This window comes from Klebsiella grimontii (assembly GCF_042137965.1).
GTDB classification, from domain to species: domain Bacteria; phylum Pseudomonadota; class Gammaproteobacteria; order Enterobacterales; family Enterobacteriaceae; genus Klebsiella; species Klebsiella grimontii.
On record NZ_CP169721.1, the window covers coordinates 2148198 to 2160823 of the forward strand.

General features: G+C 55.2%; 14 protein-coding genes. 7 read left to right on the forward strand and 7 right to left on the reverse strand.

The annotated features are described in order from the left end of the window. The first annotated feature begins 51 nt into the window (after nt 1–51). Nucleotides 52–1167, forward strand: a complete 1116-nt coding sequence (gene rnd, locus ACE3MN_RS10230) for a ribonuclease D (RefSeq protein ID WP_162685360.1) — start codon at nt 52–54, stop codon at nt 1165–1167. Between the two features lie 68 nt (nt 1168–1235). Here the strand turns inward: rnd and minE are convergent, their stop codons facing one another. From minE to minC, 3 genes are read right to left on the reverse strand one after another with little or no spacing between them, the layout of a single operon-like run. Continuing rightward, on the reverse strand, nt 1236–1505 hold the full coding sequence (gene minE / locus ACE3MN_RS10235; protein WP_002910902.1) for a cell division topological specificity factor MinE: 270 nt from the start codon (nt 1503–1505) through the stop codon (nt 1236–1238). Nucleotides 1506–1508: 3 nt separating this feature from the next. Further along, complete coding sequence (minD, locus tag ACE3MN_RS10240; protein WP_004121970.1) at nt 1509–2321, reverse strand: septum site-determining protein MinD; 813 nt, start codon at nt 2319–2321, stop codon at nt 1509–1511. A 23-nt stretch (nt 2322–2344) separates the two neighbouring features. Further along, nucleotides 2345–3043 carry a septum site-determining protein MinC gene (gene minC / locus ACE3MN_RS10245; RefSeq protein ID WP_049086311.1) on the reverse strand — a complete coding sequence of 233 codons (699 nt, stop codon included), beginning with the start codon at nt 3041–3043 and terminating at the stop codon, nt 2345–2347. Between the two features lie 126 nt (nt 3044–3169). On the opposite strand from minC, the gene ACE3MN_RS10250 reads away from it, so the two are divergent. The 3 genes from ACE3MN_RS10250 (at nt 3170) to ACE3MN_RS10260 (ending at nt 4668) form a co-directional block, all read left to right on the forward strand. Next, nucleotides 3170–3451 (forward strand): YcgL domain-containing protein, encoded by a 282-nt coding sequence (locus ACE3MN_RS10250; protein ID WP_004138522.1) that lies wholly within the window; start codon nt 3170–3172, stop codon nt 3449–3451. 16 nt (nt 3452–3467) lie between these two features. Continuing rightward, entirely contained in the window at nt 3468–4127 is a 660-nt protein-coding gene (locus tag ACE3MN_RS10255; RefSeq protein WP_004121967.1) for a fumarylacetoacetate hydrolase family protein, read from the forward strand. Nucleotides 4128–4221: 94 nt separating this feature from the next. Next, entirely contained in the window at nt 4222–4668 is a 447-nt protein-coding gene (locus tag ACE3MN_RS10260) for a YcgN family cysteine cluster protein (protein WP_004121966.1), read from the forward strand. An 8-nt stretch (nt 4669–4676) separates the two neighbouring features. On the opposite strand, the gene ACE3MN_RS10265 is transcribed toward ACE3MN_RS10260, so the two are convergent. The 3 genes from ACE3MN_RS10265 to nhaB form a co-directional block, all read right to left on the reverse strand. Continuing rightward, nucleotides 4677–5021, reverse strand: coding sequence for a DUF1971 domain-containing protein (locus tag ACE3MN_RS10265; protein ID WP_004138523.1), 345 nt, complete (start codon nt 5019–5021; stop codon nt 4677–4679). A gap of 117 nt (nt 5022–5138) precedes the next feature. Next, the gene (dsbB, locus tag ACE3MN_RS10270; protein WP_004103253.1) at nt 5139–5669 is read right to left on the reverse strand and encodes a disulfide bond formation protein DsbB; all 531 of its coding nucleotides are present in this window, start codon (nt 5667–5669) and stop codon (nt 5139–5141) included. Nucleotides 5670–5799: 130 nt separating this feature from the next. After that, nucleotides 5800–7353 (reverse strand): sodium/proton antiporter NhaB, encoded by a 1554-nt coding sequence (nhaB, locus tag ACE3MN_RS10275; RefSeq protein WP_098065810.1) that lies wholly within the window; start codon nt 7351–7353, stop codon nt 5800–5802. Between the two features lie 245 nt (nt 7354–7598). On the opposite strand from nhaB, the gene fadR reads away from it, so the two are divergent. Then, the gene (gene fadR, locus ACE3MN_RS10280; protein ID WP_004121962.1) at nt 7599–8318 is read left to right on the forward strand and encodes a fatty acid metabolism transcriptional regulator FadR; all 720 of its coding nucleotides are present in this window, start codon (nt 7599–7601) and stop codon (nt 8316–8318) included. 59 nt (nt 8319–8377) lie between these two features. On the opposite strand, the gene ACE3MN_RS10285 is transcribed toward fadR, so the two are convergent. Beyond that, entirely contained in the window at nt 8378–9910 is a 1533-nt protein-coding gene (locus ACE3MN_RS10285; RefSeq protein WP_004138526.1) for a SpoVR family protein, read from the reverse strand. A 321-nt stretch (nt 9911–10231) separates the two neighbouring features. Here ACE3MN_RS10285 and ACE3MN_RS10290 point away from each other — a divergent pair, with 321 nt between their 5' ends. Both ACE3MN_RS10290 and dadX read left to right on the forward strand, forming a co-directional pair. Further along, the gene (locus ACE3MN_RS10290) at nt 10232–11530 is read left to right on the forward strand and encodes a D-amino acid dehydrogenase (RefSeq protein ID WP_024357829.1); all 1299 of its coding nucleotides are present in this window, start codon (nt 10232–10234) and stop codon (nt 11528–11530) included. Between the two features lie 12 nt (nt 11531–11542). Continuing rightward, nucleotides 11543–12613, forward strand: coding sequence for a catabolic alanine racemase DadX (gene dadX / locus ACE3MN_RS10295; protein ID WP_049086310.1), 1071 nt, complete (start codon nt 11543–11545; stop codon nt 12611–12613). Nucleotides 12614–12626 lie beyond the last annotated feature (13 nt).

Below are 12626 nucleotides of genomic sequence, written 5' to 3' on the forward strand. Positions count from 1 at the left end.
GCCGGCGTTTTTTATGGGCGCAAGTTAAGAGAGTATGATTTGAACTATCAGATGATCACCACCAACGATGGCCTGCGCGCCGTCTGTGACGCGGCAAGCGCGGTTTCCGCCATTGCGCTGGATACGGAGTTTGTCCGTACTCGCACCTACTACCCGCAGCTCGGTTTGCTCCAGCTGTTCGACGGCACCCAGGTTTCGCTGATCGACCCGCTGGTCATCACCGACTGGCAACCGATGCGCGAACTGCTGCTGAATAAAGACGTGACCAAATTTCTGCACGCCGGTAGCGAGGATCTGGAAGTATTCCTTAATGCCTTTCATCTGATGCCGCAGCCGCTGATCGATACGCAAATTCTGGCCGCCTTTTGCGGTCGCCCGATGTCCTGGGGCTTTGCGTCGATGGTGGAAGAGTTTACCGGCGTGGCGCTGGATAAAAGTGAATCCCGTACCGACTGGCTGGCGCGTCCGCTAACCGAACGCCAGTGCATTTATGCCGCCGCCGATGTCTGGTACCTGCTGCCGATTGCCGGAAAGCTGATGGCTGAAACCGACAGCGCAGGCTGGCTCTCCGCTGCGCTGGATGAGTGTCAGCTGATGCAGCAGCGCCGCCAGGAGGTGCAGGATCCTGCCGAGGCGTGGCGCGATATCGGTAACGCCTGGCAGCTGCGCACTCGCCAGCTGGGCTGCCTGCAGCTGCTGGCGGACTGGCGTTTGCGTAAAGCGCGCGAGCGCGACCTGGCCGTCAACTTTGTCATTCGCGAAGAACATTTGTGGAACGTGGCGCGCTATATGCCCACCAGCCTGGGTGAACTTGATAGCCTGGGACTGTCGGGCAGCGAAATTCGTTTCCACGGCAAGACGCTGATCGGCCTCGTCGAGAAAGCGCAGGCGCTGCCGGAAGAGGCGCTGCCTGAGCCGCTGCAGAATCTGATCGATATGCCGGGCTACCGCAAGCTGTTTAAAGATATTAAAGCGCTTGTGCAGACCGTGAGCGCCGAGAAAGGCGTCAGCGCCGAGCTGCTGGCCTCAAGAAGGCAGATTAACCAGCTGCTGAACTGGCACTGGGGATTAAAAAGCGGCAACGGGCAACCTGAGCTGGTATCCGGCTGGCGAGGCGCATTGATGGCCGATCGCCTGAATGCGCTATTAAGCGAATACCCGCGCTAACGTTTGGTCTGCAAAGTAACAAAAACCGGCTTCGCATCGCGACGCCGGTTTTTTTTATACCTTCAGGCTCAGGATTTCGACTCTTCAGTTTCCGGCAGGGTCACGTTCAGCTCCAGAATCGAAATATCACCGTCTCTCTGCTCAAGCTGCACGCTGACCATTTCCGGGTCGATTTGCACATATTTGCAAATCACTTCAAGAATGTCTTTACGCAGCTGCGGAAGATAGTGCGGCTCCGCGTCGCCGCGACGGCGCTCCGCGACGATGATTTGCAGGCGCTCTTTCGCAATGTTGGCCGTGTTCTTTTTCCGCGAGAGAAAAAAGTCGAGTAATGCCATAATTTATCCTCCGAACAGGCGTTTGAGGAAACCTTTCTTCTCTTCTTCTACGAAGCGGAAAGGACGTTCTTCTCCGAGCAGACGTTCAACGGTATCGGCATAGGCTTTGCCCGCGTCCGAGGTATCATCCAGAATAACCGGTTCGCCCTGGTTAGACGCGCGCAGCACGGACTGATCTTCCGGAATCACGCCCACCAGATTGATGCGCAGAATTTCCAGCACGTCTTCCATGCTCAGCATGTCGCCTTTGTTGACGCGTCCTGGGTTATAGCGGGTCAGCAGCAGATGCTCTTTAATCGGATCTTCACCTTTTTCCGCACGGCGGGATTTAGAGGCCAGGATGCCGAGGATACGGTCGGAGTCGCGAACGGAGGAGACTTCCGGGTTAGTGGTGATGATGGCTTCATCAGCGAAGTATAACGCCATCAGCGCACCGGTTTCGATGCCTGCAGGGGAGTCACAGACGATAAAATCAAAATCCATCTTTTTCAGTTCTTCGAGAACTTTGTCTACGCCTTCGCGGGTCAGGGCGTCTTTGTCACGCGTCTGGGAGGCCGGGAGGATATAGAGGTTCTCCGTGCGCTTGTCTTTGATAAGCGCCTGGTTCAGCGTGGCATCGCCCTGGATGACGTTGACGAAGTCATAAACGACCCGGCGTTCACAGCCCATGATCAAGTCAAGGTTACGCAGGCCGATATCGAAGTCGATAACGACCGTTTTCTTTCCCTTCTGGGCCAAACCAGTAGCGATGGCCGCGCTGGAGGTGGTCTTGCCAACGCCTCCTTTACCCGAAGTCACAACAATAATGCGTGCCATAGAAATTCCTTGTTAAAAAGGGATTAATTCAACGATTGAATCGTCAAAGCGCTGTCGTCTAAACGTAGACGCGCCGCTTTGCCATAAAATTCGGCCGGAATGTTATCACTCAGCCAGTATTCCCCGGCGATGGAAACCAGTTCCGCCGAGAGGTTGGTACAAAATATTTGGGCGTCTCTGTCGCCGCCAGCGCCGGCAAGCGCACGTCCCCGCATCATGCCATATACATGGATGTTACCATCGGCAATAAGTTCAGCCCCGGCACTCACATGGTTTGTAACAATTAGATCACAGTGTGGCGCATAAATACGCTGACCGGAACGTACCGGCTGATCAATCAAACGCGTTTTTGTGATCTGATTAACAACTGGCGGCGGCGCGACGGGTTCTGGCGGGGCCTGACGGGTGGTTTTTTCTTTCCCTTCGGTTAATAACGGGATCCCGGCGCGGTCAATTTCGGTTTTCAGCCGAGGAAGTTTACATCCGCTTACGCCCATAATACGCAGTCCGGTGGCCGCAATAGCTTCATGGAGAGGGCGCCAGTCGACGTCATCTTCAATGCTGCTGATATTCACCACCACGGGGGCATGACGTAAAAAGGCGGGAGCCTGGGCGATTTTGTCTTCTAACGCCTGACGAATAACCTCGGGATTTGCATCGTGCAAATGAACCACAGATAAGGTGAAGCTACTGCCCTTAAGTTCGATTGGCGTATTTGACATCCTGGCCTTACTCAATTTGCTGTTTATCACTCGCTGAAGTGCGGTGATATTCCGAAGACTAAAAGGCATGTTATAGTCACTCATATATAGAGGCAAGTGACCGCAGGTCTAATTCCGAGTAAAACTATGTTTTGTGTGATCTATCGAAGTACTAAACGTGAGCAAACCTATTTATATGTCGAAAAAAAGGACGATTTCTCCCGCGTTCCTGATGAATTAATGTATAGCTTCGGTACGCCTAAACTGGCAATGATTCTGCCGCTTGATGGACGAAAAAAACTCATTCACGCCGATTTGGATAAAGTGAAGCAGGCGCTGGCCGATCAGGGCTATTACCTTCAACTCCCTCCGCCGTCTGAAAATTTACTCAAGAAACACCTGGCGGAACAGGGGAATAAATCTGATTAACCCACAGAGGTAAAAAATGTACCAACATCATAACTGGCAGGGTGCGCTACTGGATTATCCGGTAAGCAAAGTGGTTTGCGTGGGCAGCAACTATGCAAAACACATTAAGGAGATGGGCAGTGCGACGCCGGAAGAGCCGGTGCTGTTTATTAAACCTGAGACGGCGCTATGCGACATCCGCCAGCCGTTGGTGCTGCCTGAGGGCCTGGGTTCGGTGCACCATGAAGTTGAGCTGGCGGTGCTGATTGGCGGCACGCTGCGTCAGGCGACCGAAGATCACGTGCTTAAAGCCATCGCCGGCTATGGCGTGGCGCTGGACCTCACTCTGCGCGATCTGCAGGGTAAACTGAAAAAGGCCGGTCAGCCGTGGGAAAAGGCGAAAGGATTTGATAACGCCTGTCCGATTTCCGGGTTTATTCCCGCCGCCGAATTTCACGGCGACGCGCAGAATACGCCGCTGAGCCTGAAGGTGAACGGCGAAGTGCGCCAGCAGGGCACCACGGCCGACATGATCCATAAAATTGTGCCGCTGATCGCCTATATGTCGCGCTTCTTCACCCTGAAAGCCGGTGACGTGGTGCTGACCGGTACCCCGGAAGGCGTGGGGCCGCTCGCCAGCGGCGACGAGCTGGAAGTGGGGTTTAACGGCTTATCGCTGACCACCCGCGTGCTGTAACGACCTCTTGCCGCCGTCTCCGGGCGGCAAAACTTGCAACGGCGTGCCAGACTGGTTATAAGGTGCACCCTGAATTGCAATGACGGACATCCCAATGAGCGAACAACCTTTCTGGCAACAAAAAACACTGGATGAAATGAGCGATGCGGAGTGGGAATCACTTTGCGACGGCTGCGGACAGTGCTGCCTGCATAAGCTGATGGATGAGGATACCGACGAAATCTATTTTACCAACGTCGCCTGCCGTCAGCTCAATATCAAAACCTGCCAGTGCCGTAACTATGAGCGCCGCTTCGAATATGAGCCGGACTGCATTAAGCTAACCCGCGACAATCTGCCTACGTTTGAATGGCTGCCGCCGACCTGCGCCTATCGTCTGCTGGCGGAAGGCCAGCCGCTGCCGCACTGGCATCCGCTGTTAACCGGTTCGAAGGCGGCGATGCATGGCGAACGCATCTCGGTTCGCCATATTGCGGTGAAAGAAGCCACCGTGGTTGACTGGCAGGATCATATCCTGAATAAACCAGACTGGGCGCAGTAGGCGCTCAGTTAGCTTTTCTTCGCGTGGAACAGCCCGCTTTCACCGTCGGCGTCGTCCGCAACCCAAAAGTTAATATTGAACTGCGCGTCGTCGCTGAGCTCAATGCGGTGCCAGTACTGCGGCGGGCTGGTCGCGAACTGCCCGGCGTTGATAACAACCTTTGCCTCAGGTTCTGTCGCCTGTTCATCGGCGAAACCATAGTAGGTTACCGTGCCTTCCATCACGCAAAGCTGGCCGAAAACACCCGCAGCGGTGTTGTGGTGCGTCAGTAGAGCGGCAGGGACGTTCTGTTTGGTAAAGAATGGGGTGGAGCGTTTTACCTTCCAGCTAGCGGGAATACGCAAATGAGACATCATGTGCTCCTCAGTTAACATTTATAAGATGTATTTAATATGCATCTTTATGGCGACAACGTCAACGCGCAGGCAAAAAAAAACGCTCCCGGAGGAGCGCATTATCAGCAATGGTTCTTAGCGACCAAACAGATCGCGCTTTTTAGGTTTAAACGGCTGAGCGATAAGCACCAGGACACCGACCACCAGATAGGCGGCGAAGATGCCAACCAGCCACTGCGGCATTTCCAGCGTCAGGAATTCCCACTGGCGTACGGAGCAGTCACCGGTAGCGACAAACACCTGAGGCAGCCATTTATCCAGCGGCAGCCACGTTGGGAAACGAGCGGCGAAATCGCAGGTCTGGAAAGGGGAAGGGTGAAGCTGAATCATGGTGTGTTCCCATGACAGCTGCAGCCCGCGTAGGGCGCTGTAGAGCCAAATCACAATCGCGACATAGCGCAGAGGGGTTTTTGGCGCAATGGCGCCGACGATACCGGCGCCCATCACGCCAAATAGCGCGCAGCGCTCGTAAATACACAGTACGCACGGCTGCAGCAGCATCACGTGCTGGAACCATAACGCCACCAATTCAAGAATAAACGCGGTTAGCGCCATCAGGAGCCAGGCACCGCGTCCCCTTGAGCACTGGTTTAAATATCGCAACATAATCATTTCCCTGGAACATGCTAAATCATGGCAGTGTAAACGAAAACCGTAGCGACGCCAGCAGCTAGTCTGAAAATATTACGTAAACGAATATGGAATGCCCGGCGTTTTGAGCCGGGCATGGATGATTTTATTTCAGCAGCTGCGGCGTCACCAGCCAACCGTGCTCCAGCATCCACTGGGTAGCCGGCATCAGGGTAAACTCGACGCAGGCCAGGCCGACGAGGGTCAGGACGAGGGTATACGGCAGCGCCATCCACACCATCCGGCCATAGGAGAGGCGAATCAGCGGAGCCAGCGCGGAAGTCAGCAGGAACAGAAACGCGGCCTGGCCGTTCGGCGTGGCGACCGATGGCAAGTTGGTGCCGGTATTGATCGCCACCGCCAGCAGCTCGAACTGCGGCAAACTGATGCTTCCCTGCTCCAGAGCGGACTTGACCTCGTTGATATAGACGGTGCCGACGAAGACGTTATCCGAAATCGACGACAGCAGGCCGTTAAACAGGTAAAACAGCGACAGCTGGGCGTGCGGCGAGGCCTGGAGAACGAATTCGATCACCGGCGCAAACAGGTGCTGATCGATAATCACCGCCACAACGGCGAAAAAGACCGTCAGCAGCGCGGTAAACGGCAGCGCTTCGGTAAACGCTTTGCCGATGGCGTGTTCATCGGTGACCCCGGAAAACGTGGTCGCCAGAATGATGACCGACAGGCCAATCAGACCGACTTCCGCAAGGTGCAGCGCCAGGGCGATGATTAGCCAAACGCCGATAATCCCCTGGGCGATAAGACGCAGGCGATCCTGTCGGCTGCGGCTCTGACGGCTACGATCGTCAAAATCCTGCAGCACTTTACGCACGGTTGGCGGCAGCGGTTCGCCGTAGCCAAACAGGCGGAATTTCTCCAGCAGCAGGCAGGTGAGCAGGCCGCAGACCAGCACCGGCAAGCTTACCGGCAGCATGCGCATGAAGAATTCGCCGAAGTGCCAGCCCGCGGCTTTGGCGATAATCAGGTTCTGCGGTTCGCCAACCATCGTCATCACGCCGCCGAGCGCGGTGCCGACCCCGGCGTGCATCATCAGGCTGCGCAGGAAGCCGCGAAACTGCTCCAGGACATCGCGATAGTGCTGCTCGATATGGCTGTCGTCGAGCATATCGTCATCGTCCGGCCGCGCCGAAGCGACTTTGTGATAAATACCGTAGAAACCCACGGCGACGCTAATCACGACCGCGACAACGGTCAGCGCGTCAAGAAATGCGGAAAGAAAGGCGGAAGCGACGCAAAACGCCAGCGACAGCAGCATCTTGCTGCGGATGCCGAGCAGCAAACGGGTGAAGATGAACAGCAGCAGCTGCTTCATGAAATAGATCCCCGCCACCATAAACATCAGCAGCAGCAGGACTTCAAGGTTAGCGGCAACTTCCGCCCGGATATGCCCGGGCGTGGTCATCCCGATAAACACCGCTTCGATCGCCAGCAGACCGCCCGGCAGCAGCGGATAACATTTGAGCGCCATCGCCAGGGTGAAAATAAATTCGATAACCAGCAGCCACCCGGCAATAAACGGATGAAGATAAAATACCAGCGGATTAACGATTAAGAAAATGATGAGAGTGAGTTTGTACCAGTCCGGGGACTGACCAAGAAAGTTGCGCCACAGGGCGCGGCCATACGACATTTCCACGACAGACATCCTTTCTCCGCCAAATTCTGAAACATGATTTTATGCGTAACTATACGCAAGATTACCAGTTGCGCAAAATGGGGCGCAACTTTCTTCGCATCACATTCTTTAGCAACAGAAAGTGTGAAATGAAAAGTTGAAAATGAAACGGCGATCCCTTTTTAATTACTTTCTGGCGCTATCTGCCTTTTGGCCGCTCTGGTATGATGAGTCGAATAGCAACGCTGTGTAATGGAAATCTTATTATGGTCATTAAGGCGCAAAGCCCTGCGGGTTTCGCTGAAGAGTACATCATTGAAAGTATCTGGAATAACCGCTTTCCTCCTGGTTCAATTCTTCCCGCTGAACGTGAACTTTCTGAACTGATTGGTGTTACCCGTACAACCTTACGTGAAGTGTTGCAGCGTCTGGCGCGCGATGGCTGGTTAACCATTCAGCACGGTAAGCCTACCAAGGTGAACAACTTCTGGGAAACTTCAGGCCTGAATATTCTCGAAACCCTGGCGCGTCTCGATCATGACAGCGTACCGCAGCTGATTGATAATCTGCTGTCCGTACGTACCAATATTTCGACGATTTTTATCCGTACCGCTTTCCGCCAGCATCCTGACAAGGCGCTGGAAGTTCTGGCGAGCGCGCGTGAAATTGAAGACCACGCCGACGCTTTTGCCGAACTCGATTATAACATTTTCCGCGGTCTGGCCTTTGCTTCAGGTAATCCCATCTACGGCCTGATCCTCAATGGAATGAAAGGCTTATACACCCGGATTGGCCGTCACTATTTTGCCAACCCGGAAGCGCGTAGCCTGGCGCTCGGCTTCTATCACCAGCTGGCGAAGGTATGTGAAGAAAAGCTTCATGAACAGGTTTATGAAATCGTGCGCCGCTACGGGCATGACAGCGGTGAGATTTGGCACCGTATGCAGAAGAATTTGCCGGGTGACCTGGCGATTAATATGCGCTAGACCCCGCCAACGAATAAAAAACGCCCGGTGCTATCACCGGGCGTTTTGCTTTTCACGCGCTATAGCGGATTGGGCCGCGGCGGCGTACGTTCCAGCAGCTCAACGCTACCATCGGCGTTTTGCTGCTCAAGAAGAACGTCAAACCCCCACAGGCGGTGGACGTGCTTAAGCACCTCGCGACGGCCTTTATCCAGCGGCACACGGTTATGCGGAACGTAGCGCAGGGTGAGCGAGCGGTCGCCGCGCAGGTCAACGTTCCATACCTGAATATTCGGCTCGAGGTTGCTCAGGTTGTACTGCGCTGAAAGCTTCGAACGAATCTCACGATATCCTTCTTCATTATGAATAGCGGATATTTCCAGATAGTTATTGTGATCGTCATCGAGCACGGTAAAGAAGCGGAAATCGCGCATGATTTTCGGCGACAGGAACTGGCTGATAAAGCTCTCATCTTTGAAGTCGCGCATCGCGAAGTGCAGCGTTTCGAGCCAGTCTGAACCGGCAATATCCGGGAACCAGTATCTATCCTCTTCCGTCGGCGACTGACAAATACGTTTAATATCCTGGAACATGGCGAAACCCAGAGCGTAGGGGTTAATGCCGCTGTACCACTGGCTGTTATAGGGCGGCTGGAACACCACGTTGGTGTGGCTGTGCAGAAACTCCAGCATAAAGCGCTCGGTCACTTTTCCTTCGTCATAAAGATGATTAAGGATGGTGTAATGCCAGAAGGTCGCCCAGCCTTCGTTCATGACCTGAGTCTGCTTCTGCGGATAAAAATACTGGCTGACCTTGCGCACGATACGCAGGATTTCACGCTGCCAGGGTTCCAGCAGCGGCGCGTTTTTCTCCATAAAATAGAGCAGATTTTCCTGCGGCTCTGAAGGATAGCGGCGCGCCGCTTCAATCGTCTTTTCCTCTTCGCGCTTCGGCAGGGTGCGCCACAGCATATTCACCTGACTCTGGAGATACTCTTCCCGGCTTTTTTGCCGCGCCTTCTCCTCCTGCAGGGAGATTTTCTGCGGACGTTTATAGCGGTCAACGCCGTAGTTCATCAAGGCGTGGCAGGAGTCGAGCAGCTTCTCGACTTCATCTACGCCATAGCGCTCTTCACATTCGGTGATGTATTTCCGCGCGAAGATGAGATAGTCGATGATTGAACTGGCGTCGGTCCAGCTGCGAAAGAGGTAGTTATTTTTGAAAAACGAGTTATGCCCGTAGCAGGCGTGCGCCATGACCAGCGCCTGCATGGTGATGGTGTTCTCTTCCATCAAATAGGCGATACAGGGGTTGGAGTTAATGACGATTTCATAAGCCAGCCCCTGTTGACCGTGCTTATAGGCCTGTTCGGTCTCAATGAATTTTTTACCGAACGACCAGTGCGGATAGTTAATCGGCATCCCGACGCTGGAGTAGGCATCCATCATCTGTTCGGATGTAATGACTTCGATTTGGTGCGGATAGGTGTCAAGACGATACAGCTTCGCCACCCGGTCGACTTCTGCCAGATAGGTCTCCAGCAGCTCAAAAGTCCAATCGGGTCCATCGCTTAAACGGGTTGTGTCCTTGTTCATGGAATCAATCGTAGCCATTAGCGCGCCCTCGTTGTTGATGGTTCTCTCTGTACGGAAAACCTCTTAACAAGCATAGAACACGGCGTCGCAAACTGCGTCCATCCGCATTTTCTTTTCTTCGCGATTTCACCATCTGAAACGCGATATTCCACGATTTAAACAGAATTTTATTCTGTAGAAAAATGAGGCGCAGCAGGAGATGGTAAACCGACGGGGGCTGCGCTGGCGCAGAACCCTGTGAGATAAGTCACCATAAATAAAGCGTATGTTGAATAATATTTTCATCTGAGTTATCAATTTGTAATCAGATGATTGTTCTTTAACGATTACGGAGCCGCTATGCGCGTCGTCATACTGGGAAGTGGGGTAGTAGGAGTCGCTAGCGCCTGGTACTTAAGCCAGGCAGGACATGAAGTGACGGTTATCGATCGTCAGCCGGGGCCGGCCGAAGAGACCAGCGCCGCTAACGCCGGGCAGATCTCTCCCGGCTATGCCGCGCCGTGGGCGGCGCCGGGCGTACCCTTGAAGGCGATTAAGTGGATGTTCCAGCGCCACGCGCCGCTGGCCATCGGGCTGGATGGCACCCCGTTCCAGCTGAAATGGATGTGGCAGATGCTGCGCAACTGCGACACTCGCCACTATATGGAAAATAAAGGACGCATGGTGCGCCTGGCGGAGTACAGCCGCGACTGCCTGAAGGCGCTGCGCGAGAGTACCGGTATCCAATATGAAGGTCGGCAGGGCGGTACGCTGCAGCTTTTCCGCACCGACAAGCAGTTCGAAAACGCCACCCGCGATATCGCGGTGCTGCAGGAGGCGGGCGTGCCTTACCAACTGCTGGAGGCGAATCGCCTGCTGGAAGTTGAACCGGCGCTGGCTGAAGTGAGCCACAAGCTGACGGGCGGTTTACGTTTACCCAATGATGAAACCGGCGACTGTCAGCTCTTCACCACCCGTCTGGCCCGCATGGCGGAACAGGCGGGCGTGACCTTCCGTTTTAATACCCCCGTCGATGAACTGCTCTATGAAGGGGATCTCATCTCCGGCGTGAAGTGCGGCGCTGAAATCATTAAAGCGGACGCGTACGTGATGGCATTCGGTTCCTATTCGACGGCCATGCTGAAAGGGCTGGTGGACATTCCGGTCTACCCTCTGAAAGGCTATTCGCTGACCATTCCGATCGCGGAAGAGGACGGCGCGCCGGTATCGACTATCCTTGATGAAACGTACAAAATCGCCATCACCCGCTTTGATCGTCGGATTCGCGTTGGCGGAATGGCGGAAATTGTCGGTTTTAATAAAGAACTGCTGCAGCCGCGGCGTGAAACCCTGGAGATGGTGGTGCGCGATCTGTTCCCGCGCGGCGGCCACGTTGAACAGGCGACCTTCTGGACCGGACTGCGTCCAATGACCCCGGACGGTACGCCGGTGGTGGGCCGCACGGCGTATAAAAATCTGTGGCTGAATACCGGCCACGGTACGCTGGGATGGACCATGGCCTGCGGTTCAGGGCAGCTGATTAGCGACCTGATCTCCGGGCGTACGCCGGCGATCCCGTATGACGATCTTGCCGTCGCCCGCTACGGTCGCGGCTTTACGCCGGCCCGCGCTCAGCATCTGCATGGCGTTCACAATTAACAAGGAGCTTTCATGTCTCGTCCTGTAAAGGCCAGCATTGATATGTCAGCCTTACGCCAGAATCAACAAATTGTTCGCCGCGCGGCGCCCGCTTCGCGCCTGTGGGCGGTGGTCAAAGCCAATGCTTATGGCCACGGCCTGGCGAGAGTCTGGAACGCGCTTAGCGCCGCGGACGGTTTCGCGATGCTCAATCTTGAAGAGGCGATCCTGCTGCGCGAGCTGGGCTGGAAAGGGCCGATACTGATGCTGGAAGGCTTTTTCCACGCCGATGAGCTGGCCCTGTTTGATAAGTACCGTTTGACCACCAGCGTGCACAGTAACTGGCAAATCAAGGCGCTCCAGCAGGCGAAGCTGCACGCGCCGCTCGATATCTACGTCAAGGTGAATAGCGGGATGAATCGGCTGGGTTTTATGCCGGATCGTCTGCACATCGTCTGGCAGCAGCTGCGATCGCTGCATAACGTCAGTGAAATGACGTTAATGTCGCATTTTGCCGAAGCGGAAAACCCGGACGGCATCGTGGAGCCGATGCGGCGTATTGAGCAGGCGGCGGAAGGGCTGGATTGCCCGCGCTCGCTGGCGAATTCGGCGGCCACCCTGTGGCATCCGGAGTCGCATTTTAACTGGGTGAGGCCGGGGATCGTGCTGTACGGCGCTTCGCCTTCCGGCCTGTGGCAGGATGTGGCCAACACCGGACTGAAACCGGTGATGACGTTAAGCAGCGAAATTATTGCCGTGCAGAACCTGAAAGCCGGGGAAGCGGTCGGCTACGGCGCGACCTGGCGTACGGCGGAGGAGCGGCGCATCGGCATCGTTGCCTGCGGCTACGCCGATGGTTACCCGCGTCTGGCGCCGAGCGGTACGCCGGTGCTGGTTGACGGCGTTCGCACCGCGACGGTAGGGCGCATCTCGATGGATATGCTGGCGGTGGATTTGACTCCCTGCCCGCAGGCAGGGATCGGCGCGCCGGTCGAGCTGTGGGGCAAAGAGATTAAAATCGACGATGTCGCATCCGCCTGCGGCACCGTCGGGTATGAGTTAATGTGCGCGCTGGCGCCGCGCGTACCGGTTGTGACGGTGTAACTTGTCGTGGGGC